The sequence below is a fragment of the Sphingobium sp. genome (assembly GCF_049304695.1).
GTDB lineage: Bacteria > Pseudomonadota > Alphaproteobacteria > Sphingomonadales > Sphingomonadaceae > Sphingobium.
Genome location: NZ_JBAQOK010000097.1, coordinates 23,888 through 45,917 on the forward strand (window position 1 = coordinate 23,888; position 22,030 = coordinate 45,917).

The window sequence follows — 22,030 nt, forward strand, 5'->3', positions numbered from 1 at the left end:
TTATTTCTCCCTAAAGGCAGCGGCGGCCCCGAACAGGCCGATTTCATCATGGATGGCCATGCGGATCGGTACGCCGGCCATCAGGCTTTCGAACCGGCCCTTGGCCTTGAAACGGGTGTGGAAACCGCTGTGCGGCAGGAAGTCGCGCATCCGCTGCGTCAGGCCGCCCGCCAGCACGACGCCATGGGGACCGTGCGCGAGCGCGAGGTCGCCAGCGACCGATCCGTAGCACAGGCAGAAGCGTTCGAGCGCGGCGCGGGCGAAGGGGTCTGTCCCTTCGAGGGCGGCCTGCCATAATTCGGGGTCTTCCATCAGCATGACGCGGTCATGGCCGATGGTGGCCATCGCCTTGTAGATATAATTGAGGCCGGGGCCGGACACGATCCGCTCTGTCGAGACACGCAGGAATTTGTCGCGCAGATAGGCGAGGATTTTCTCCTCCAACTGGTCGAGCGGGGCGAAGTCGAGATGGCCGCCTTCGGTCGCGATGACGTGGGGATGCCCCTGATCATAGGCGATCATCGCCACGCCAAGCCCGGTGCCGGGGCCAAGGATGGTGACGCCGCCGTCGGTGGGAAAGGGGCGATCTTCGCCAAACAGGAGTGGCAGGTTTTCAGGCGGCAAACGCGAGACGGCATGGGCGACCGCTTCGAAATCATTGACCAGCCGGACGGTGCGTACGCCAAGGTCGGCGGCGAGCGTCTTAGTGTGGATGACCCAGCTACTGTTCGTCAGCTTGATGACGTCGCGTCCGATCGCGGTGGCGAAGGCGATGGAGGCGGCGTCGGGCAAGTCACCAGCGCTGTCTTTGGCCTCGTCCTGCGCGAAAGCGTGCCAGCAGGATTGCAGGCTGGCATAATCGGCGACCTTATATTTGCGCACGGTGCCGAGGGTGGGCACGCCATGGTCGTCGAGCGACGCGCGGGCGAAGCGGGCGTTGGTGCCGCCAATGTCGGCGGCGATGATATTGGTCATCAGGGCATCCCGTTATTCTGTGTGTCATGCCAGCGTAGGCTGGCATCTCTCTTCTTTCCGCGCGAGGTAAGAAGAAGGGAGATCCCAGCCTTCGCTGGGATGACGGAGTGGTTATATTTCTGTTTCCATCGCAGCGAGTAGGGCAGAGGCGCCGCTTTCGGCCAAGTCGCTGTGATGGCGGAACAGGGCGAAGAGTTCGCGGCCTGTGTCGTAGGGGGCCGGGGGCGGGGTGGTCATGGTGCGGGCGTCCCACTCGGTCGCGTCGACCAACGCTTCGACCATGCCGTCCTGCGCGCAGACCCGCACCATGTCGCCATCGCGCAGCTTGCCGATGGGGCCGCCGCCCAGTGCTTCGGGCGAGAGGTGGATGGCGGCAGGCACTTTGCCACTCGCGCCGGACATGCGCCCGTCAGTGAGCAGCGCGACGCGGAAGCCGCGATCCTGCAATACGCCCAGCGCCGGGGTCAGCTTGTGCAGTTCGGGCATGCCGTTGGCCTTTGGCCCCTGGAAGCGGACGACGACCACTACGTCGCGCTCCAGCTCGCCTGCCTTGAACGCGCGCAGCACATCGTCCTGATTGTCGAAGACGGCGGCGGGGGCTTCGATGGTCCAGCGGTCCTGATCGACGGCGCTGACCTTCATCACGCAGCGACCGAGGTTGCCGGTCAGCAGCTTCATGCCGCCATCCGCGCTGAAGGGATTGGAGACCGGGCGCAGCATGTTTTCGTCGCGCGATTCCGGCACGTCGCGCCACGTCAGCGCGTCATTTTCCAGCACCGGTTCCTTGCCATAATCGGTCATGTCGGCGCGCGCGACGGTCATGATGTCGCGGTGGAGCAAGCCGTTGTCGAGCAGTTCGCGGATGATCCACGACATGCCGCCCGCCGCATGGAAATGGTTCACGTCGCCCGATCCGTTGGGATAAACGCGGGCGAGCAGGGGCACGACGTCCGATATTTCGGCAAAGTCGGTCCAGTCGATATGGATGCCCGCCGCGCGGGCGATGGCGGGCAGGTGGATGGCGTGATTGGTCGATCCGCCGGTTGCCATCAGGCCGATGATCGCGTTGACGATCGCCTTTTCATCGACGCAGTGGCCGATGGGCCTATAATCATCGCCGTCCCATCCGATGCTGGCCAGCCGATGCGTGGCGGCGCGGGTCAGTTCGGCGCGCAACTTCGTGCCGGGGTTGACGAAGGAGGCGCAGGGCATGTGCAGGCCCATGACTTCCATCATCATCTGGTTGCTGTTGGCGGTGCCATAGAAAGTGCAGGTGCCAGCGCCATGATAGCTGGCGCTTTCCGATTCCAGCAGTTCGTCGCGGCCCACTTTTCCCTCGGCATAGAGCTGCCGGATGCGAACCTTTTCCTTGTTGGCGAGGCCGGACGGCATGGGGCCAGCGGGGATCAGGATCGTAGGCAGATGGCCAAAGCGCAGCGCGCCCATCAGCAGGCCCGGCACGATCTTGTCGCAGATGCCGAGCATAGCGACGCCCTCGAACATCGCATGGCTGAGCGCCACGGCGGTCGACAGGGCGATGGTGTCGCGGCTGAACAGCGAGAGTTCCATGCCCGACTGCCCCTGCGTCACGCCGTCGCACATGGCGGGGACGCCGCCTGCGACCTGCGCCGTCGCGCCGACTTCGCGGGCGGCGATCTTGATCTGTTCGGGGTAGCGGCCATAGGGCTGATGCGCCGACAGCATGTCGTTATAGGCTGTGACGATGCCGATGTTCATGGCAGCACCGGTTCGGATGACGCCCTTATCCTCGCCACTGGCGGCGAAGGCATGGGCCAGATTGCCGCACGAGAGCTGATCGCGGTTGGTGCCCGCATCGCGGCCCCGTTCGATGAGGTCGAGATATTTCAGACGCGACTTGGCGCTGCGTTGCACGATGCGGTCCGTGACCTTGGCGATTACCGGGTTCAGTTCAGTCATGCCAGCTTGCTCCATCACGTTCGATAAGGGCAATGGCCGACGACGGACCCCAGTTCCCCGAAGAATAGGCGGCAGGCTTCATATTTGCGTCCTTCCACCCGTCGATGATCGAATCGATCCATGTCCATTGCGCCTCCACCTCGTCACGGCGCACGAACAGGGTCTGGTCGCCTGCCAGCAGGTCGAGGATCAGCCGTTCATAGGCGATGCGGCGGCGCTGCCCGGCAAAGGCGGCTGTCAGCGACACGTCGAGCGTCACTTCTTCCAGATGCACCTGTCGCTCCAGCCCCGGCCGCTTGCTCATGATGGTCAGGCGGATATGTTCGTCGGGTTGCAGCCGGATGATGAGCGTATTGGCGTCGAGGCCAGAACCGTGGCCGTCACGACCGAAGATCGAATGGCGCACGGGTTTGAACTGGATCATGATTTCGGACTGGCGCGCGGGCATCCGCTTGCCGGTGCGCAGGTAGAATGGCACGCCCTGCCACCGCCAGTTGTCGATATAGGCTTTGAGCGCGACGAAGGTTTCCGTGCCGGACGGCTGGCCCAGTTCGTCGGCATAGCCAGTGACGATTTCGCCGCCCACGGCACCGGGCGTATATTGACCGCGCACGCTATGCGTCTTGACGGTTTCGGCAGTCATGGGGCGCAGCGAGCGCAGCGCCTTGACCTTTTCATCCCGCACGGCGGTGGGATCCATGCGGGCGGGCGGCTCCATCGCGATGATCGACAGGATCTGGAGCATGTGGTTCTGCACCATGTCGCGCAGCGCGCCGACGCCATCATAATAGGAGACGCGCCCTTCCAGCCCGACAGTTTCGCCCACGGTGATCTGGACATGGTCGATACCCGTCGCGTTCCACAGCGGTTCGAACATCAGATTGCCGAAGCGTAGCGCCAGCAGGTTCTGGACCGTTTCCTTGCCCAGATAATGATCGACGCGGAAAATCTGTTCTTCCGCGAACAGCGCGCCGATGCCGTCGTTGACCTGCTTGGAGGAGGCGAGATCCTTGCCGATCGGCTTTTCCATCGCGATCCGCGTCCTGGGCGTGATGAGACCAGCGGCGGCCAGTCCCTGCGCGGTAGGGGCAAAGAGGGAGGGTGGCGTGGAGAGATAGACCGACAGGCCGCGTTCCAGCCGCCCGTCGATCCGTTCGGCCAGTTTGGCGAACTGGTCGGCATTGCCTGCTTCGACAGGCTGATACTGGATCATCATGCCAAATGTCTTCGCGGTGTCGGCATCATAGAGGTCCGCCGCCAGGAATTTTTGTAGCGCGGCGTCCACATCGGCGCGAAAGGCATCGTCGTCCATTTCGGAACGGCCAGAAGCGACAATGCAGAAGTCGTCAGGCAGCAGGCCGTCGGACAGCAGATTGTAGAGCGAGGGAAATATCATGCGGCGGGCAAGATCGCCGGTAGCACCAAAGAGCAGGAACGTGGCAGACGGTTCGGTCAAAGGATGGTCCTTTTCCGTTAAATGTATCTATATCTGCACGATGACGCCTTATAACGCGCGCGGAACAGAGCGCAAGTGAGGCTATAGGGGCATGCGCACGGACGCAACGCCCCAGACGTGAATAGCGTTCTAAATCAGCGGTCCCCGTGCGTTTTGCCAATGCGATTGCGCCGCCAGTTGAGGATATGGGCGCCGGCCAGAAGGAGGCTGCCCGATACGGTCCATAATGTTTCGGTCAGGGCGGTAGCAGCGAGGAATGCACCGAACGTCATGGCAAGCAGGCCGACCGACCCAAGGCATAGAGGGCGGACGTCGCCATGCCTGCGCCCGCTCTGGATAAGGGCGAACAGGCTGGTTGGGATGGCGAGAGCGAGCATGATGATGTGAAAAGATTCGCCCGGATCAATTTGGTCCGCAAACGCCGGTAATAGGGCGAACAACAGCGGCAGGCCCAGGCAGTGGAGCGTACATAGCGATGAGGCGCATAGGGCAAAGCCGTCGAGCCAGCGGGATTCGCGTTTGTTGCAGGGCGCGACTGCTGCATCGCCACTTAAACCGGCGGCACAGCGCGTTTCATAAGTCATGGATCGTCCAACGAAATTCAATGATATAACATATCCTATTTAGGTGGGGCTGTTGGTTTGTTCAATGGCAGTTCGATGCTTTTCCGCACTCTGTTTCTTTTTCGGCTGGACGGCGGCGACGGATTTTGTCATCTGGCCACTCCCAGCCGTGCGGGCGTGGTGAAACTGGTAGACGCGCCGGACTCAAAATCCGGTTCCGCAAGGAGTGTCGGTTCGATTCCGACCGCCCGCACCATTATTGCTTGGCCTCAAAACGCTGGGCCGTCGTATCCCGGACCCCGGACATTTTCGCATGAACCGGGGCGGCCCATTGGCTTTTTGGCCCCGTGCGGCCCATGGTTACTTACATCTTTGGCTGCGCCTGAAACCAGGGGATCATGCGGGCAATGGCGTCCTCCACCCTGTCGGTGGATACCGCGAAGCTGAAGCGCATGAAGCGGTGGCCGTCGACTGGATCGAAATCTATGCCGGGTGCGGTGGCGACGCCTGTGTCGCGCAATAGCTTTTGGCAGAAGACGAGGCTGTCGTTGGTCAGGTGGCCGATGTCGGCATAGATGTAGAAAGCGCCGTCCGGGGGCGCGATGGTGCCAAGGCCGAGCGCGGGCAGGGCGTCGAGCAGCAACTGGCGATTGCGGCGATAGGTTTCGACATGGCAGTCCAGTTCCGTCGTGCAATCGAACGCGGTCAGGCCCGCCTTTTGCGCAAGGACAGGCGGCGTCAGGAACAGATTGCCCATCCGCGCGCGGGCCGCGTCGATCAGCGCTTCTGGCACGACGATCCAGCCCAGCCGCCATCCGGCCATGCTGAAATATTTGGAGAAGCTGTTCACGATCACTGCGTCGGGCGCAAATTCCAGCATCGAGTGGGCAGGTTCGCCGAACGAGAGGCCGTGATAGATTTCATCCGAGATGATGCGGATGTTTCGCGCGGCGCAGACCTTTGCAATCCTTGCCAGTTCGTCGGCGGGGATGATCGTGCCGGTCGGGTTCGCTGGGCTGGCGAGGATCAGGCCGTCGGGCGCAGGGTCTATAGCGGACAGCGCGTCTGCGCCGATCTGATAACGCTGCGCAGCGCCGCACTCGATTTCCAGCGGTTGGAGATAGAGCGCCTTTAGCGTGTTGCGATAGGCGACATAGCCGGGCCGCGCCGTCGCAACGCGCGCGCCGGGGGCGAACAGGCTGGTCAGGGCCAGGACCAGTGCTGGCGATGCGCCGCAGGTCAGGAAAATCCGCTCCGCGTCTACGGCGACGCGATGACGTTGTTGATAGTGAAGGGCGATCCGGTCCTTGAGCGCCGGGCTTTCCCAATAGCCCATCGGATCGGTGTCGAGGACATGGTGCGCGGTGGCGATCGCGGCGGCGGGTGCGCCGGTCGATGGCTGGCCGAACTCCATGTGCAATATGGACCGACCCTGCGCTTCGAGCGCATGGGCTTCGCGGCTGATGGCGATGGCATGGAAGGGGGCGATGGTGGATATCATGCCGCCTGCCGTAAAGATGGGTGGGGGAGGCTGCAACCTTGGGATGGCGCGCGACGTTGGGGAGCGATGAATGACAGCCTGCTCACTGCCTTGCAATATTATGGCGCCGGTGCTGCGACTCTCGCCGCGCTGGTTGTTTCGTTGAACTTTGGTCGGCGGATCACCGGATGGGCGTTCGTCCTGTTCGTCACCAGTTCGATCGCGCTGATCCTTTGGGGATTTCTGGCGCAGGACAGCGAAGGGATCGGCTGGCAGAATGTCGCGCTGCTGTTCATCAACGCGATCGGCGTGTGGCGCTATCTGTTTTCGAAGCACAAGCCTCAGGAATGATCAGCCGCCGACCTGTGCCTTGCTGACGTCCAGCCGCTTGCCGTTGGTGATGACGACGATATCGCCCAGCTTCGTGGCGGCGAACAGTTTTTTGGCGAAGGGTGTCGGCACGCCGATGCAGCCATGGGTGGCATTGCCCCATTTGACGTTGCTGCCATGGATGGCGACGCCGTCGCTGGTCAGGCGCAGCATATAGGGCATGGGCGCGTCATAGAGGTTGGAGACGTGATCGGCGTCTTTTTGGGTGATGGGAAATGCGCCAAGCGGGCTGGGCTTGTCGGTTGCGCCATAGAGGATGACGGCGGCCCCGATTTCATAGCCTGCGCGGAAGACGGACAGGGTTTGTGCGCGCAGATCGACGGTGATGATGACCGGCCCGGTGGCGGGCGCGCCCTTTTCGTCCCAGGCATAATCGCCGTGGCGGAAGGGACCGTCGATCTTGAGCACGCGCTTGACGGTCAGGGCGCGGGGGTCGAGCGTCATGGGCTGATCGCTGCGGCGTTCGGCGGGCTTGGCGGGGGGCGGCGCGGCTTCAGGGGCGGCGTGCGGGGCAGGCGCGGGCTTGGTTTCCTCCGCTGCCGGGCGGTCGATCCAGCCGGTCACGAGTGCGCCGATCGCGACGAGCGCTGCGCCGATCGCCAGCTTGGGTCCGGCTGTCTTTGCCATCGCTTTCAGCAGTCCCGCCATGTTCGTCCTTTGCGCTACGTCATGTTTGGGGCTGGGCCAGAGACGAAGGCTGTGTCCGTTTCGTTGGGGGACACCCCTCCGTCAGGCTTCGCCTGCCACCTCCCCTTGCAGGGGAGGATCGTTATGGCAGGAAAAGGTTAAGTTTAGGCTTCGCGGGCGACTTCGGCAGCGGCGATGGCAGTGAGGTTTAGAATGCCGCGTGATGTTACGCCGGGGGTGAGGACGTGGATCGGCTGCGACAGGCCCATCAGCATCGGACCGACGGTAGGCGAACTGGACGAGGCGGAGAGCGCGGTAAGGGTGATGTTCGCGGCATCCAGATTGGGCATGACGAGAAGATTGGCCGGTCCTTCGAACCGGGTGTCTGGGATCAGCTTTTCGCGCAGCGCCTGGCTAAGCGCGGCATCGGCGTGCATTTCGCCATCTGCGGCAAGATCAGGCGCGGCCTGGCGCACCAGTTTCATGGCGGTGCGCATCTTGCGCGCGCTGTCGCTGTGCGATGCGCCGAAGTTGGAGTGGGACAGGAGCGCTACGCGCGGGACGAGGCCGAATTGCTTGAGTTCGGTTGCGGCTAGCAGGGTCATTTCGGCGATCTGTTCGGGCGTCGGGTTTGGCACCATATGGGTGTCGGTGATGAACAGCGCGCCTGCGTCGAGGATCAGGCCCGACAGCGCATAGACGCGACTTTGCCCCGGTACACGGTCGATGATGCGCAGGACATGTTCGACCTGGCCCCAATATTCGCTGTTGCCCCCAACCAGCGCAGCATCGACGCGACCGGTGCGCAGCAGCATGGCGGCGGTCACGGTCGGGCGGCGATAGACATGACGGATGATTTCGGCGGCTGGCACGCCCCGGCGCGCGGCGACGGCGCGATAGCCCTCCACCAGTTCGCTCATGACTTCATGATCGGTTTCGGGATCGATCACCTCGACATCGCGGCCCAGCTCGAAACGCAGGCCAAGGTCAGGCAGTTTTCGATCGAGGATGCGGCGACGGCCAACGATGACTGGGCGGACAATGCCTTCGTCCAGTGCGTCCTGTATCGCGCGCAGCACGCGCTCATCCTCGCCCTCGCCATAGGCAATGCGACGCTGGCCGCCGCGTGCGGCTTCGAACACGGGCAGCATCAACTGGCCCGAACGGGCGTTCTGGCGCGTGAGGCTGCGGCGATATTCGTCGAGGTCTAGCGGACGGCGAGCGACGCCGCTGTCCATCGCTGCGCGCGCGACGGCGACGGCGATTTCCCCGATCAGGCGCGGGTCGAACGGGGTGGGGATGATATAGTCCGGGCCGAACACCAGCCTGCGCCCGCCATAGGCCTGCGCCACGCTGTCATGCGCGGGCAGGCGGGCGAGCGCGGCGATGGCTTCGGCGGCGGCGGCCTTCATCGCTTCGTTGATCTGCGTCGCGCCGCAATCGAGTGCTCCACGGAAGATATAGGGGAAGCACAGGACGTTGTTGACTTGGTTCGGATAGTCCGAACGACCCGTGGCGATGATCGCGTCGGGGCGGACTTCGCGCGCGGCTTCGGGCCGGATTTCCGGTTCCGGGTTGGCGAGCGCGAAGATGAGCGGATTAGGCGCCATGAGCGGCAGCCATTCGGGTTTCAGCACGCCCGGCGCGGAGAGGCCCAGAAACAGGTTCGCGCCCGGCAGCACGTCGGGCAGGGTGCGCGCGTTAGTGGTGCGGGCATAGCGCGCCATATTGGGTAGCATGCCTTCGCGGCCCGAATGGATCACGCCATCCTTGTCCGTCATGGTGACGTTTTCGATCGGCAGGCCCATGGAGACGAGCAGATCGACGCAGGCAAGCGCGGCCGCGCCAGCGCCCGATGTCACCAGCTTCGCGTCGGCCAGCGTCTTGCCCTGCAACACCAGCGCGTTGCGCACGGCGGCGGCGACGACGATGGCGGTGCCATGCTGGTCGTCATGAAAGACCGGAATGTTCATCCGCTCCTTCAGGCGCGCTTCGATCGCGAAACACTCAGGTGCCTTGATGTCTTCCAGATTGATGCCGCCGAACGTCGGCTCCATCAAGGCGACGGCTTCCACGAACGCGTCCGGGTCGGTGGTGTCGAGTTCGATGTCGAACACGTCGATGTCGGCGAATTTCTTGAAGAGGACAGCCTTGCCCTCCATCACCGGTTTGGACGCCAGCGCGCCGATCGCGCCGAGGCCCAGAACGGCGGTGCCGTTGGAGATGACTGCGACCAGATTACCGCGCGCGGTATAGTCCAGCGCCTTGTCGGGATCGGCGGCTATTTCCATGCAGGGCGCGGCGACGCCGGGCGAGTAGGCGAGCGCGAGATCGCGCTGGTTCACCATTCTCTTGGTCGGTTCTATCCGCAGCTTTCCCGGTTGCGGGAAGCGGTGATAGTCGAGGGCGGCGCGGCGTGTGTTGTCGTCCATGCGCGCGGCCTTAGAGCCTGTGTTTGCCTAGGGCAACCCAATGCGGTCCCAAGGGGCTGTCGGGACATAAAGCGTAACAAGAAATGCGATGAAGGCGGAGATGGCGGCGGGGGGATTATGCTGCGGCAAATGGATTGCGAACAGGCCGACATCTGCCGACCCTTCGTAATCCGGCAGGATCTGCCGAACATCGCCGCGCGCGAGCGATGCGCTGATATCCCAGAGCGAGCGTAGCGCAATGCCCCCGCCTGCGAGCGTGAGTTCGCGCACCAGTTCGCTGCTGTTGGTGCGGACATGGCTGCGTCCCTCCACCGTGACGGCACGTTTTGGCCCGCCCAGCCGCCAGGGCATTTGTCCGTCGGCAGCGAGCAGGCGATGGTTTTTGAGGTCCGCCACCGTTTTCGGCGTGCCGAAGCGGTCGAGATAGGCGGGCGCCGCGCAGAGGATGCGTCGGTTGGTGGCCAGCCTGAGCGCGGTGAGGCCCGGTCCGGGATCGGCGGTGATGCGGATTGCCAGATCGGTGCGGCTGTCGATCAGGTCGGTGAAATCGTCGGACAGATTAATGCTCAAATCCACCCTGGGATGGGCGTCGATAAAGCGTTGCAGATAGGGCGCGAGGTGGATGCGGCCGAAGGAGGTCGGCGCGGTGACGCGCAGTGCGCCCGACGCGATCGTCGATGTTCCCGACACGCGGCGCTCCGCATCGTCCAGCGCCGCAAGGATGCTGCACAAGTCGGCGTGCAGGCGCTCACCCGCCGGGGTCAGCGCCAGACGACGCGTGGTGCGATGGATGAGGCGCGCGCCCAGTCGCTCCTCCAGCCGGGCGAGGCGTTTGGACATCATGGCAGGCGAGATATGGAGGCGGCGACCGGCTGCTGCGAGGCCGCCTTCATCGACTATGTTGACGAACAGTTCGTGGTCGGGGTCCATCATATTCGTTCACCATAGGAATGACTGTTTTTGTATAATAGCAGATATACGGCATAATGGGAATCGGCTATTTCCATTTCAACATTCGCCTTCCCCGCGCAGGCGGGGATGGTTCGGAGATGGGTTCCCGCCGTAGTTTATCCTGATCGACTGCTGCGAGCAGTCAGTCGAAGGGCGGGAATGACGGAGATAGTGCGGTTGGGAGAAGAGCGATGAGCGAACGGATGATCGACAGGGCAGGACTTCGGGTTGCGCAGTCTTTGGTGGCGTTCGTTGAGGATCGCGCCTTGCCGGGGACCGGGATTGCAACAGACGGTTTCTGGAACGGCGTCGCCTCTCTTTATGCCCGTTTCGCGCCGGAGAATGCTGCGTTGCTGCGCACACGCGATACGCTTCAGGCGCAGATTGATGGCTGGCATGAAGCGCGTAAGAGGAAGCCGCATGACGCGCCCGGCTATCAGGCGTTCCTGCGCGAGATCGGCTATCTGGTCGCCGAACCTGCGCCCTTTACGATCGGTAGCGAGAATGTCGATGATGAGGTTGCGCGATTGGCGGGGCCGCAACTGGTCGTGCCGATCCTGAATGCGCGCTTCCTGCTCAACGCTGCCAATGCGCGGTGGGGCAGCCTGTACGACGCGCTATATGGGACGGATGCGATTCCCGGCGGGGCGACGGGCAAGGGATATGATGCGGCTCGGGGCGGACAGGTCATCGCTTGGGCCAAGGCGTTTCTGGATGAGGCGGTTCCGCTGGCGTCCGGGCGCTGGGCCGATCTGACGAGCGATGCCATCGCTCTGGCCGATCCCGCGCAATATGTCGGGAAGAGCGAGAAGGGGCGACTGTTTCGGCATAATGGGCTGCATATCGAGCTTGTCTTCGATGCCGATCATCCCATCGGCGCAAACGATCCGGCTGGCATAGCCGACGTCATATTGGAGTCGGCGCTGACGGCGATCTGCGATCTGGAGGATTCGGTCGCGGCGGTCGATGCGCAGGATAAGGTTGCGGCCTACGCCAACTGGCTGGGCCTGATGAAGGGGGACCTGACCGAGACGTTCGAAAAGGGCGGCGCGATGATGACGCGGGCGCTGAACCCGGATCGCAGCTATTTTGCGCCGGACGGCCGCAGCTTTACGTTGCCGGGACGCAGCCTGCTGTTCGTGCGCAATGTCGGCCATCTGATGACGACGCCTGCGATCCTGCTGCCCGATGGTGGGGAAGCGCCAGAGGGGATATTGGACGGCATCGTCACCAGCCTGATCGCCATGCATGATTTGCAGCGCGAAGGCGGCAATAGCCGGGCGGGCAGCATCTATATCGTCAAACCCAAGATGCATGGACCGGATGAAGCTGCGTTCACCAACCGGCTGTTCGACGCGATCGAGGATATGCTGGGGATGGCGCGCCATACGATCAAGGTCGGGGTGATGGACGAGGAGCGGCGGACGTCGGCCAATCTGGCCGCCTGCATCCATGCCGTGCGCGACCGGATCGTCTTCATCAACACCGGCTTTCTGGATCGCACGGGTGACGAGATGCACACGTCGATGCAGGCCGGGCCGATGATCCGCAAGGGTGAGATGAAGGCGAGCGACTGGATCGCGGCCTATGAGGATCGCAATGTCCAGATCGGGCTGGCGTGCGGGCTGTCGGGCCGCGCACAGATTGGCAAGGGCATGTGGGCCGCGCCCGATCGCATGGCCGACATGCTGGAGCAGAAGATCGGCCATCCGATGAGCGGCGCGAATACGGCATGGGTGCCTTCGCCCACGGCCGCGACGTTGCACGCGACGCACTATCATCGCGTCGATGTGTTTGCCCGGCAGGCCGAGCGTGCGGCGGAGGACGTTGCTTCGCTCGACCGGTTGCTGGCGATCCCGGTCGCGACGGCACGCAACTGGTCGGAAGAAGAGATCGCGCAGGAACTGGACAATAATGCGCAGGGCATATTGGGCTATGTCGTCCGGTGGATCGATCAGGGTGTCGGCTGTTCCAAGGTGCCCGACATCCATGACGTCGGCCTGATGGAGGATCGCGCGACGCTGCGCATTTCCTCGCAGCATATGGCCAACTGGATGCTGCATGGCGTTTGTTCGGGGGAGCAGATCGACGCGGCGCTGATGCGGATGGCGGCCAAGGTCGATGCGCAGAATGCGGGCGATCCGCTCTATCAACCGATGAGCGGGCGAGAGGCGCAGAGTCTGGCGTTTCAGGCGGCGCGGGCGCTGGTGTTCGAAGGATTGGAGCAGCCGAGCGGTTATACCGAGCCGTTGCTGCATGCGTGGCGCGCGCGCGCGAAGGCGCAGGCGGCTTTGGAGCCTGCCTGAAACAGGCGCGCCGGGACGCAGCTTTTGGCGGCCCGGTGCGTTCTTTCATCGATTTGATGGGAGAGACGATTTTGAAACAGACCCTGCTGCTTGCCGCGCTGCTGTGTTCGGCGTGCGATGTGTCGGTGACGGACGCCAATAGCAGCCAGCCTGCCGGGCAGTCGACACAGCGGGGCCAGCCGGGGAGTGCGCCGCCTGCGGTGTCGCCCACGGTGTCGGACGATCCCTATGCCTTTGCCGTCGTTGCCGAACCGGGCGGGCGGCCGTTCCAGCCCAACTCCATCCTTCAGGCGCAGGTGGCGCTGGACCGGCATGGCTTTACGCCGGGGGTGCTGGATGGCCGCGAAGGCATGTCCTTCGAAGCGGCTCTGCGCGGGTTCCAACAGGCCAATGATTTGCCTGTGACGGGTAAATATGACGAGAAAACATCAGCCGCCCTCATAAAGGGGGAGGCGCTTCCCACCACCTGGCTGGTGCGGATACCCGAAGGCTTCGCGCGCGGGCCGTTCTTTGCGATGCCCAAAGAGATGAGCGAGAAGGCGAAACTCCCTGCGCTGACTTATCGCAACCTGCTCGAAAAGGTGGCGGAGCGGTTTCATACCACGCCCGAGGCGCTGATCGCGCTGAATACGCCCGATACGAAGGTGGGCGCAGGGACGGTGATCCGCGTGCCCGCCATTCCCAACCAGCCGGTGGCGAAGATCGAGGGCGACGAGCGCGGATGGGGCGATACGCTGGCCAGCCTTGGCGTGGCGAAGGATCAGCCGCAGGCGGATCATCTGGTCGTGGACAAATCCGAAGGGCTGCTCAAGGTCTATGGCGCGGACGGCAAGCTGATCGCGCAATTCCCCGCGACCATGGGGTCGCAGCATGATCCGTTGCCGCTGGGCGAATGGACGATCAAGGGGGTGAGCCGTAATCCCGACTATCATTATAATCCATCATTGTTCTGGGACGCGGCGTCCACCGACAAGAAGGCGCTGCTGCGGCCCGGTCCCAACGGCCCGGTTGGCGTGGTGTGGATCGATCTGTCCAAGGATCATTATGGTATTCATGGGACGCCCGAACCGCAGACGATCGGCCGGACCGAAAGCCATGGCTGCATCCGCCTGACCAACTGGGACGCGGCAAGGCTGGCGCAGATGGTCAAGGGCGGGATCAAGGCGAAATTCCAGGAATGAGGACGGCATGAGGCTGTCGGGCCGGGCATGGGGCGGCATCGCTCTGGCATTGGTGGGATGCGTGGCGTTCGCGCATTTCTGCGTGCGCATCGTGCCGGCTGGTGCGCCAGTGACGGCGGATGCGCCGCACGTTGCGTTCGATAGCGGCCCGATGACCATTCCCGTCGAGGGCGTGCCGCCTTCTGCGCTGACTGACACCTTCATGCAGGCGCGGGCGAGCGGCGCGCGGGCGCACGATGCGATCGACATCATGGCGGCGCGGGGCAGGGCGGTGCTGGCGGCGCGCGACGGCAGGATCGAGAAACTGTTCTGGAGCCACGATGGCGGGCGGACCATTTACGAACGGTCGTCGGACGGGCGGGCGATTTTCTATTATGCGCATCTCGACGCTTATGCGCCTGGATTGCATGAAGGGCAGGCCGTGCGGCGGGGCCAGCGGATCGGCAGCGTTGGCAGTACCGGCAATGCCGATCCCATTGCACCCCACCTGCATTTCGCGATCCACGCGATGCGGCCGGGCGAACCATGGCATGGCGGGCGGGCGATCAATCCCTATCCGTTGCTGGCGGAGGGACGGTAAGCCGCCCCCTTGCCCTCATCCCCCTATGGATGTAGAGGCGCTGCCAGCCTTTTGCACAAGAAGGCGCGGCTCTTTTCACCTTAAGCATACAGGCAGGCCTTCCCATGAAGATCAGCGGCGTGGACATTCGTCCCGGCAACAATATCGAATATGAAGGCGGCCTGTGGCGCGCTGTCAAAATTCAGCACACCCAGCCCGGCAAGGGCGGCGCCTATATGCAGGTGGAACTGAAAAACCTGATCGACGGGCGAAAGAACAACGTCCGTTTCCGCTCCGCCGAAAGCGTCGAGCGCATCCGGCTGGACACCAAGGATTTCCAGTATCTGTATGCCGAAGGCGACATGCTGGTGTTCATGGACAATGAAAATTACGAGCAGATCAACCTGCCGTCCGAATTGCTGGGCGATGCCGCCGATTTCCTGCAGGACGGTATGGAAGTGACTCTGGAAATGTACGAGGAACGCCCGATTTCGGTGCAGTTGCCCGACACGATCGAAGCGACGGTGGTCGAGGCCGACGCCGTGGTGAAGGGGCAGACCGCCTCGGCCAGCTACAAGCCCGCGATTCTGGACAATGGCGTGCGGGTCATGGTGCCGCCGCATATCGTCAGCGGCACGCGGATCGTCGTGGACGTATATGCCCGCGAATATGTGAAGCGCGCAGAGTGATGCGGTTCGCGCGCAGCAAGGCGCTGGTCGCCATCCTGGCCGTCGGCATGACGCCGGTCGCGGCCCATGCACAGGCAGCGGCCAAGGGTGCGGCGAAAGCTGCGCCGTCCAAGGCGCAGATCGCCGATGCGGCGGGCGTGCTGCGCGTCATCACCAGCGCATTGCAATCGGACTCGGTCGAACAGCCAGTGAAGAACGCGCTGTTCGAATGCATGTACGCCAATCCGGTATCGAAGATCAGCGAAGCGACCGACAAGGTGATCGCCGCCAATCCGGGCAAGATCGACCGGAAGGATGCGTCGCAGATGCTGGTCGTGATCGCGGGCGTATGCGGCTTTCGGCCTGCTGCGCCGACCGCGCCCGCCCCGAAGAAATAATCAACAGGCCGTCCACCGGGGCGGCGGAGTAAGACCCATGGTATCTCATTCTGGCCTACTTACCGTCATGGAGCGCGCCGCGCGCAAGGCGGGTGGCAAGCTGCGCCGCGATTTCGGCGAGGTCGAGCATTTGCAGGTGTCCCGCAAGGGTCCGGCTGATTTCGTGTCCAAGGCCGACCATCAGGCCGAAAAGACACTGGTCGAGGAATTGCAGCGGGCGCGACCCGACTGGGGTTTCCTGTTGGAAGAAGGCGGTGTGATCGAGGGCGATCCGACCAAGCCGCGCTGGATCATCGATCCGCTCGATGGCACCACCAACTTCCTGCACGGCATCCCGCATTTCGCCATTTCCATCGCGGTGGAGGAGCCGCAATATGGCAGCGGCAAGCGCGAGATTACGACGGGCCTGATCTATCAGCCGTTCACCGACGAAAGCTATTGGGCGGAAAAGAACCGGGGGGCGTGGCGACACGATCAGCGGCTGCGTGTGTCGGCGCGGCGTGACATGGCCGATTGCGTGATCGCGACGGGCATTCCTTTCATGGGTCATGGCGACATTGCGGAGTGGACGCGGATCTTTGGCGCGGTTGCGCCATCAGTTGCGGGTATCCGCCGTTTTGGTGCTGCCTCGCTCGATCTCGCACATGTGGCATCGGGTCGATATGACGGCTATTGGGAAAGCGGGCTTCAGCCATGGGATGTGGCTGCCGGCTTGTTGCTGGTGCGTGAAGCGGGCGGTTTCGTCAGCGATTTCCGGGGCGGCGACAATGTGATCGAACGCAAGGAAGTGGTGGCGGGCAACGACGCCATTCACAGCAAGTTGCACAAGCTTGTTGCCAGCGCATTGCGCTAACGTCTCAAAGGGCCAAGCGCTTCAGGCACCTAACCTTTTTGCGATTCATTCTCACCGGCTTGGCCCCTTGCTTCGCATATGCAGCAGGACTAAAGCGCCCCCAACAACCTTTTCGCCCAGGGGAATCCGTTGGTCGATCTTGCCCAATATCTGCCGATCCTGCTCTTTTTAGGGATTGCCTTGCTGCTGTCCGGGACATTCGTGTTCCTGCCAATGCTGGTGGGGCGCCTGACGGGCGCACATGCGCCAGACCCGGCGAAGCTGTCCGAATATGAATGCGGCTTTCCCGCGTTCGAGGAGCCGCGCAGCCAGTTTGACGTGCGCTTCTATCTGGTCGCCATTCTCTTCATCATCTTCGATCTTGAAGCGGCGTTCCTGTTTCCCTGGGCGGTAAGCCTCGACCAGATCGGCTGGGCCGGCTGGGCGACGATGATGATCTTCATAGCGGAGCTTGTGCTTGGCCTCGTCTATGCGTGGAAGAAGGGAGCGCTCGATTGGGAGTAGAACTCTATAATCCGGCCCCCGGCACATTGCCGCCCGTCGGCACCCAGCCTGATCAGGACTTCTTCAATGCGCTGAACAGCGAAGTCAGCGACAAGGGCTTTCTGGTCACGTCGACCGAAGACCTGTTCACTTGGGCGCGGACCGGATCGCTGTGGTGGATGACGTTTGGCCTCGCCTGCTGCGCGGTCGAGATGATCCACGTCAACATGCCGCGTTACGACATGGAGCGTTTCGGCGCTGCGCCACGCGCGTCCCCGCGTCAGTCCGACGTCATGATCGTTGCCGGTACGCTGTGCAACAAGATGGCCCCCGCGTTGCGCAAGGTTTACGACCAGATGTCCAATCCGAAATATGTGATTTCGATGGGCAGTTGTGCCAATGGCGGCGGCTATTATCACTATAGCTATTCCGTGGTGCGCGGTTGCGACCGGATCGTGCCGGTGGACATTTATGTACCGGGTTGCCCGCCCACTGCCGAAGCGCTGCTCTACGGCGTGATGCAGTTGCAGCGGAAAATCCGCCGGATCGGGACGATAGAGCGTTAATATGGGCCATTCCGCACCCAGAATCGCGACCATCGACGGAATCGCGAAGCAGATCGAAGGAATCCTTGGTTCGATGCTGATCGAGACTGTCGACCATGCCGACGAACTGACTTTCGTCGTGCAGCGCGACAGCATTGCGCAGGCGCTGACGGCCTTGCGTGATGAAGCGCAATATCAGCAGTTGATGGAAATCGCGGGCGTCGATTATCCCGATCGCCCTGAGCGGTTCGAGGTGGTCTATCATCTGTTGTCCGTCACGCGGAACCATCGCGTGCGCGTGAAGCTGTCTACCGACGAAGATACGGCGGTGCCGACCGTCACGCACATCTGGCCGGTCGCTGGCTGGCTGGAACGCGAAGTGTTCGACATGTATGGCGTCGTGTTCGACGGCAATACCGACCTGCGCCGCATCCTGACCGACTATGGTTTTCGCGGGCATCCGCAGCGCAAGGACTTTCCGCTGACCGGCTATGTCGAACTGCGCTATTCCGAAGAGGATAAGCGCGTCGTCTATGAGCCAGTGAAGCTGGCGCAGGATTTCCGCAGCTTCGATTTCATGTCGCCATGGGAAGGTGCGGAATATATCCTGCCCGGCGACGAGAAGGCGAAGGGTGAAGCGCCCGGCGCGCCGACGCCCGCGCCTGCTACCCCGGCCCCGTCCACACCCAAGACGACCGAGAAGAAGGCCGACACCGGCGCTGGTGAAGCGGCGAATAAGGCGGCGGAAACCAAGTCCGCCGATGCGCCCGCCAAGCCTGCCGCCGCGACCGACGAAGGCAAGGGCGCCGCCAAGCCGGAGGACAAGGCATAATGTCCGATTATCTCGAAAAGCTGGATCATCATACCGACGCCGCCGACCCGACCTATGGCGACACGGAAATCCAGAATTATACGATCAACTTCGGTCCCCAGCATCCTGCGGCGCATGGCGTGTTGCGCCTCGTCATGGAGCTGGAGGGCGAAATCGTCGAGCGGTGCGATCCGCATGTCGGCCTGCTCCATCGCGGCACCGAAAAGCTGATCGAATATAAGACCTATTTGCAGGCGCTGCCCTATTTCGACCGGCTCGACTATTGCTCGCCACTGGGCATGGAGCACAGCTATGTGCTGGCGATCGAAAAGCTGCTGAATCTGGAAGTGCCGCTGCGCGCGCAATATCTGCGCGTGTTTTTCGCGGAACTGACCCGCATCTGCAATCATATGCTCAACCTTGGCAGCCATGTGATGGACGTCGGCGCAATGACGCCGAACCTGTGGATGTTCGAAATTCGCGAGGATTGCCTGAACTTCTTCGAGCGGGCTTCGGGCGCGCGTATGCACAGCGCCTATTTCCGTCCCGGCGGCGTACATCAGGATGTGCCGCTCAAGCTGCTGACCGACATCGCCGACTGGCTCGACACGCGCCTGCCGCGCCTGTTCGAGGATGCGATTTCTCTGGTCGCCGACAACCGCATCTTCAAGCAGCGCAATGTCGATATTGCCGTCGTGTCGAAGGAAGACGCGCTGAAATGGGGCTTTTCGGGTCCGATGATCCGGGGCAGCGGGATCCCGTGGGATATCCGCAAGTCGCAGCCTTATGACGTGTATGACCGGATGGACTTCGATGTTCCGGTCGGCACGAATTTCGATTGCTATGACCGGTTCATGGTGCGCGTGGAGGAAGTCCGCCAGTCCGCGCGGATCATGAAACAGTGCCTCAACGAAATGCCCGACGGCCCGATCGCCAGCTTCGATCGCAAGGTCGTGCCGCCCAAGCGCGGCGAAATGAAGCGGTCGATGGAAGCGTTGATCCACCATTTCAAACTCTACACCGAAGGCTTCCATGTGCCTGCGGGCGAAGTCTATGTCGCGACCGAAAGCCCCAAGGGCGAGTTCGGCGTCTATCTGGTCAGCGACGGGTCGAACAAACCCTATCGTTGCAAAATCCGCCCGACGGCGTTCAGCCATTTGCAGGCGATGGATTTCATGATGAAGGGGCATATGCTGGCCGACACCACCGCCGTATTGGGTGCCATGGACATCGTGTTCGGGGAGTGTGATCGCTAATGGCTGATGCAGTGCATATCCCTGATGAGGTTGAGACCCGCGCCCGCTGGGGCAATTTCGAGTGGACGGCGGAAAATGCGGAGCAGGCGAAGGTCGTCATTGCGCGCTATCCCGCCGGTCGCCAGCAGTCCGCGGTCATGCCGCTGCTCGATCTTGCCCAGCGGCAGGTGGGGGCGGAGACGCAGACGCAAGGCTGGCTGCCGGTGCCGGTGATGGAATATATCGGGCGTCAGCTCGATATGCCCTATATGCGCGTCTATGAGGTCGCGACCTTCTACACCATGTACAACCTCGCGCCGGTGGGCCGTTACCATGTGCAGGTGTGCGGGACGACGCCGTGCATGCTGCGTGGCTCCGACGATGTATTCGCGGCGTGCAAGAACAAGGGTCTGGTCAAGGGCGCGACGACGCCCGACGGCCTGTTCACGCTGACCGAAGTCGAGTGTCTGGGCGCATGTGCCAACGCGCCAATGGTGCAGGTCAATGACGATAATTATGAAGATCTGACCTATGACAGCATGAGCGCGATCCTTGAGACGCTGGCCGCCGGTGGCCAGCCCAAGATCGGCCCGCAGATCGACCGTCAGACGAGTGCGCCCGAAGGCGGACCAACGACGCTGAAAGAGATGGTCAGCGAGAATCATGACTATCGGGGGGAGTGGGCGTGAGCGCCCTCATCGCCCTCATCCTTGGCATCATCGTGTTCGTGGTCGCGCTCAAGATCATCGGCGCGGTGCTGGGTCTGGTCATCGGGCTGGCGTTGGCTCTGCTTGCCTATTTCGTGGCTGAAAAACTGATCGGAAAGGGCCGGTAATGGCCGACGACACCGCACCTCCCGCGCCTGCGCCTTTTGTCGGGCCGTTGTCCGACAAGGACCGCATCTTCACGAACGTTCATGGTTTTCAGGATTGGGGCGTGGACGCCGCGATCATGCGTGGCGACTGGGACAATACGAAGGATCTTCTGGCGCTGGGCCAGGACGCGATCATCGACATCATGAAGGCGTCGAACCTGCGCGGCCGTGGCGGCGCGGGCTTCCCGACCGGGATGAAGTGGAGCTTCATGCCCAAGGAAAGCAAGGATGGCCGTCCGAGCTTTCTGGTGATCAACGCCGACGAATCCGAGCCGGGGTCGTGCAAGGACCGGGAGATCATCCGCCACGATCCGCACAAGCTGATCGAAGGTGCGCTGGTCGCTGGTTTTGCGATGCGGGCGCGGGCGGCCTATATCTACATTCGTGGCGAGTTCATCTACGAAGCCAAAGTGCTGTTCGCAGCGGTCGAGCAGGCTTATGCCAAGGGCTTTATCGGCAAGAATGCCTGTGGGTCGGGCTATGATTTCGATGTGTTCGTCCATCGCGGCGCGGGCGCGTACATCTGCGGCGAGGAAACCGCACAGATCGAAAGCCTGGAAGGCAAGAAGGGCCAGCCACGTCTGAAGCCGCCTTTCCCGGCGGGTGCGGGTCTCTATGGTTGCCCGACCACGGTCAACAATGTCGAGAGCATCGCAGTGTCGCCGACGATCCTGCGGCGCGGCGCGGCGTGGTTCAACGGTTTCGGGCGAGAGAATAATCGCGGCACCAAGCTGTTCCAGATCAGCGGTCATGTGAACAAGCCATGCGTGGTCGAAGAAAGCATGTCGATCCCGTTCCGCGAACTGATCGATCGCCATTGCGGCGGCATTCGCGGAGGCTGGGACAATCTGCTGGCGGTCATCCCCGGCGGGTCGTCGGTGCCGCTGGTCCCTGCGCGCGAAATCATGGAAGCGCCGATGGACTTCGACGGGTTGAAAGCTGTCGGTTCGGGTCTTGGCACGGCTGCGGTCATCGTCATGGACAAGTCCACCGACATCGTCCGCGCCATTTCGCGGCTTTCCTATTTCTACAAACATGAGTCATGCGGCCAATGCACGCCATGCCGTGAAGGCACGGGATGGATGTGGCGGGTGATGGAACGGCTGCGCACAGGCGACGCGGACCTGCGCGAGATCGACATGCTGCACGACGTGACCAAGCAGGTCGAAGGCCACACCATCTGCGCACTGGGCGACGCGGCGGCCTGGCCGATTCAGGGGCTGATCAAGCATTTCCGGCCAGAGATCGAGCGTCGGATCACAGAAAACAAGGGTAGCGCCCCAATCATGGAGGCGGCGGAGTAAT

22 protein-coding genes and 1 tRNA gene are annotated in these 22,030 nt (G+C 62.7%); 15 read left to right on the top strand and 8 right to left on the bottom strand.

What is annotated here, in order from left to right; genetic code table 11:
* From glk to WA070_RS20080, 4 genes are all read right to left on the bottom strand, one after another.
* Positions 1-975, bottom strand: coding sequence for a glucokinase (gene glk, locus WA070_RS20065; protein WP_422635686.1), 975 nt, complete (start codon positions 973-975; stop codon positions 1-3).
* A 111-nt stretch (positions 976-1,086) separates the two neighbouring features.
* Positions 1,087-2,913, bottom strand: a complete 1,827-nt coding sequence (gene edd / locus WA070_RS20070) for a phosphogluconate dehydratase (protein ID WP_422635687.1) — start codon at positions 2,911-2,913, stop codon at positions 1,087-1,089.
* Complete coding sequence (zwf, locus tag WA070_RS20075) at positions 2,906-4,369, bottom strand: glucose-6-phosphate dehydrogenase (RefSeq protein WP_422635688.1); 1,464 nt, start codon at positions 4,367-4,369, stop codon at positions 2,906-2,908. The genes edd and zwf overlap by 8 nt, the downstream gene beginning before the upstream one ends.
* 134 nt (positions 4,370-4,503) lie before the next feature.
* On the bottom strand, positions 4,504-4,953 hold the full coding sequence (locus tag WA070_RS20080) for a MerC domain-containing protein (RefSeq protein ID WP_422635689.1): 450 nt from the start codon (positions 4,951-4,953) through the stop codon (positions 4,504-4,506).
* 150 nt (positions 4,954-5,103) lie between these two features.
* Here WA070_RS20080 and WA070_RS20085 point away from each other — a divergent pair.
* Positions 5,104-5,188: transfer RNA gene (locus WA070_RS20085), tRNA-Leu, on the top strand.
* 108 nt (positions 5,189-5,296) lie between these two features.
* On the opposite strand, the gene WA070_RS20090 is transcribed toward WA070_RS20085, so the two are convergent.
* On the bottom strand, positions 5,297-6,433 hold the full coding sequence (locus WA070_RS20090) for a pyridoxal phosphate-dependent aminotransferase (RefSeq protein ID WP_422635690.1): 1,137 nt from the start codon (positions 6,431-6,433) through the stop codon (positions 5,297-5,299).
* Positions 6,434-6,499: 66 nt separating this feature from the next.
* Here WA070_RS20090 and WA070_RS20095 point away from each other — a divergent pair, with 66 nt between their 5' ends.
* Positions 6,500-6,763, top strand: a complete 264-nt coding sequence (locus tag WA070_RS20095) for a hypothetical protein (RefSeq protein WP_422635691.1) — start codon at positions 6,500-6,502, stop codon at positions 6,761-6,763.
* Here the strand turns inward: WA070_RS20095 and WA070_RS20100 are convergent, their stop codons facing one another.
* The 3 genes from WA070_RS20100 to WA070_RS20110 form a co-directional block, all read right to left on the bottom strand.
* On the bottom strand, positions 6,764-7,450 hold the full coding sequence (locus WA070_RS20100; protein ID WP_422635692.1) for a L,D-transpeptidase family protein: 687 nt from the start codon (positions 7,448-7,450) through the stop codon (positions 6,764-6,766).
* Between the two features lie 143 nt (positions 7,451-7,593).
* Entirely contained in the window at positions 7,594-9,861 is a 2,268-nt protein-coding gene (locus tag WA070_RS20105; RefSeq protein WP_422635693.1) for an NADP-dependent malic enzyme, read from the bottom strand.
* 27 nt (positions 9,862-9,888) lie between these two features.
* Positions 9,889-10,794, bottom strand: coding sequence for a LysR family transcriptional regulator (locus WA070_RS20110; RefSeq protein WP_422635694.1), 906 nt, complete (start codon positions 10,792-10,794; stop codon positions 9,889-9,891).
* Between the two features lie 209 nt (positions 10,795-11,003).
* On the opposite strand from WA070_RS20110, the gene WA070_RS20115 reads away from it, so the two are divergent.
* The 13 genes from WA070_RS20115 (at position 11,004) to nuoF (ending at position 22,029) form a co-directional block, all read left to right on the top strand.
* Entirely contained in the window at positions 11,004-13,118 is a 2,115-nt protein-coding gene (locus tag WA070_RS20115) for a malate synthase G (RefSeq protein WP_422635695.1), read from the top strand.
* A 56-nt stretch (positions 13,119-13,174) separates the two neighbouring features.
* On the top strand, positions 13,175-14,299 hold the full coding sequence (locus tag WA070_RS20120; RefSeq protein ID WP_422635771.1) for a L,D-transpeptidase family protein: 1,125 nt from the start codon (positions 13,175-13,177) through the stop codon (positions 14,297-14,299).
* A gap of 7 nt (positions 14,300-14,306) precedes the next feature.
* On the top strand, positions 14,307-14,879 hold the full coding sequence (locus WA070_RS20125) for a M23 family metallopeptidase (protein WP_422635696.1): 573 nt from the start codon (positions 14,307-14,309) through the stop codon (positions 14,877-14,879).
* Positions 14,880-14,983: 104 nt separating this feature from the next.
* Positions 14,984-15,547: an elongation factor P gene (gene efp / locus WA070_RS20130; RefSeq protein WP_422635697.1), complete on the top strand. Its 564-nt coding sequence runs from the start codon at positions 14,984-14,986 to the stop codon at positions 15,545-15,547.
* Positions 15,547-15,924 (top strand): hypothetical protein, encoded by a 378-nt coding sequence (locus WA070_RS20135; protein WP_422635698.1) that lies wholly within the window; start codon positions 15,547-15,549, stop codon positions 15,922-15,924. Before efp ends, WA070_RS20135 begins: the two co-directional genes overlap by 1 nt.
* Positions 15,925-15,961: 37 nt before the next feature.
* The gene (locus tag WA070_RS20140; RefSeq protein ID WP_422635699.1) at positions 15,962-16,777 is read left to right on the top strand and encodes an inositol monophosphatase family protein; all 816 of its coding nucleotides are present in this window, start codon (positions 15,962-15,964) and stop codon (positions 16,775-16,777) included.
* Positions 16,778-16,906: 129 nt separating this feature from the next.
* Positions 16,907-17,281 carry an NADH-quinone oxidoreductase subunit A gene (ndhC, locus tag WA070_RS20145; RefSeq protein WP_422635700.1) on the top strand — a complete coding sequence of 125 codons (375 nt, stop codon included), beginning with the start codon at positions 16,907-16,909 and terminating at the stop codon, positions 17,279-17,281.
* Positions 17,272-17,826 carry a NuoB/complex I 20 kDa subunit family protein gene (locus tag WA070_RS20150; RefSeq protein ID WP_422635701.1) on the top strand — a complete coding sequence of 185 codons (555 nt, stop codon included), beginning with the start codon at positions 17,272-17,274 and terminating at the stop codon, positions 17,824-17,826. The genes ndhC and WA070_RS20150 overlap by 10 nt, the downstream gene beginning before the upstream one ends.
* A gap of 1 nt (position 17,827) precedes the next feature.
* Positions 17,828-18,637 carry an NADH-quinone oxidoreductase subunit C gene (locus WA070_RS20155; RefSeq protein WP_422635702.1) on the top strand — a complete coding sequence of 270 codons (810 nt, stop codon included), beginning with the start codon at positions 17,828-17,830 and terminating at the stop codon, positions 18,635-18,637.
* Positions 18,637-19,872: an NADH-quinone oxidoreductase subunit D gene (locus WA070_RS20160; protein WP_422635703.1), complete on the top strand. Its 1,236-nt coding sequence runs from the start codon at positions 18,637-18,639 to the stop codon at positions 19,870-19,872. Before WA070_RS20155 ends, WA070_RS20160 begins: the two co-directional genes overlap by 1 nt.
* Positions 19,872-20,540, top strand: coding sequence for a complex I 24 kDa subunit family protein (locus WA070_RS20165; protein WP_422635704.1), 669 nt, complete (start codon positions 19,872-19,874; stop codon positions 20,538-20,540). Before WA070_RS20160 ends, WA070_RS20165 begins: the two co-directional genes overlap by 1 nt.
* The gene (locus WA070_RS20170) at positions 20,537-20,686 is read left to right on the top strand and encodes a hypothetical protein (protein WP_422635705.1); all 150 of its coding nucleotides are present in this window, start codon (positions 20,537-20,539) and stop codon (positions 20,684-20,686) included. Before WA070_RS20165 ends, WA070_RS20170 begins: the two co-directional genes overlap by 4 nt.
* Positions 20,686-22,029 carry an NADH-quinone oxidoreductase subunit NuoF gene (gene nuoF / locus WA070_RS20175; RefSeq protein WP_422635706.1) on the top strand — a complete coding sequence of 448 codons (1,344 nt, stop codon included), beginning with the start codon at positions 20,686-20,688 and terminating at the stop codon, positions 22,027-22,029. Before WA070_RS20170 ends, nuoF begins: the two co-directional genes overlap by 1 nt.
* Position 22,030 lies beyond the last annotated feature (1 nt).

What these genes read in the sequence shown, in the direction of transcription:
- WA070_RS20125 (WP_422635696.1), top strand. Translation starts at nt 14,307, where the DNA reads ATGAGGCTGTCGGGCCGGGCATGGGGCGGCATCGCTCTGGCATTGGTG.
- WA070_RS20110 (WP_422635694.1), bottom strand. Translation starts at nt 10,794, where the DNA reads ATGATGGACCCCGACCACGAACTGTTCGTCAACATAGTCGATGAAGGC.
- glk (WP_422635686.1), bottom strand. Translation starts at nt 975, where the DNA reads ATGACCAATATCATCGCCGCCGACATTGGCGGCACCAACGCCCGCTTC.
- efp (WP_422635697.1), top strand. Translation starts at nt 14,984, where the DNA reads ATGAAGATCAGCGGCGTGGACATTCGTCCCGGCAACAATATCGAATAT.
- WA070_RS20165 (WP_422635704.1), top strand. Translation starts at nt 19,872, where the DNA reads ATGGCTGATGCAGTGCATATCCCTGATGAGGTTGAGACCCGCGCCCGC.
- WA070_RS20095 (WP_422635691.1), top strand. Translation starts at nt 6,500, where the DNA reads ATGAATGACAGCCTGCTCACTGCCTTGCAATATTATGGCGCCGGTGCT.
- WA070_RS20080 (WP_422635689.1), bottom strand. Translation starts at nt 4,953, where the DNA reads ATGACTTATGAAACGCGCTGTGCCGCCGGTTTAAGTGGCGATGCAGCA.
- WA070_RS20120 (WP_422635771.1), top strand. Translation starts at nt 13,175, where the DNA reads ATGGGAGAGACGATTTTGAAACAGACCCTGCTGCTTGCCGCGCTGCTG.
- WA070_RS20105 (WP_422635693.1), bottom strand. Translation starts at nt 9,861, where the DNA reads ATGGACGACAACACACGCCGCGCCGCCCTCGACTATCACCGCTTCCCG.
- WA070_RS20160 (WP_422635703.1), top strand. Translation starts at nt 18,637, where the DNA reads ATGTCCGATTATCTCGAAAAGCTGGATCATCATACCGACGCCGCCGAC.
- WA070_RS20115 (WP_422635695.1), top strand. Translation starts at nt 11,004, where the DNA reads ATGAGCGAACGGATGATCGACAGGGCAGGACTTCGGGTTGCGCAGTCT.
- nuoF (WP_422635706.1), top strand. Translation starts at nt 20,686, where the DNA reads ATGGCCGACGACACCGCACCTCCCGCGCCTGCGCCTTTTGTCGGGCCG.
- WA070_RS20090 (WP_422635690.1), bottom strand. Translation starts at nt 6,433, where the DNA reads ATGATATCCACCATCGCCCCCTTCCATGCCATCGCCATCAGCCGCGAA.
- WA070_RS20135 (WP_422635698.1), top strand. Translation starts at nt 15,547, where the DNA reads ATGCGGTTCGCGCGCAGCAAGGCGCTGGTCGCCATCCTGGCCGTCGGC.
- WA070_RS20155 (WP_422635702.1), top strand. Translation starts at nt 17,828, where the DNA reads ATGGGCCATTCCGCACCCAGAATCGCGACCATCGACGGAATCGCGAAG.
- WA070_RS20100 (WP_422635692.1), bottom strand. Translation starts at nt 7,450, where the DNA reads ATGGCGGGACTGCTGAAAGCGATGGCAAAGACAGCCGGACCCAAGCTG.
- WA070_RS20140 (WP_422635699.1), top strand. Translation starts at nt 15,962, where the DNA reads ATGGTATCTCATTCTGGCCTACTTACCGTCATGGAGCGCGCCGCGCGC.
- edd (WP_422635687.1), bottom strand. Translation starts at nt 2,913, where the DNA reads ATGACTGAACTGAACCCGGTAATCGCCAAGGTCACGGACCGCATCGTG.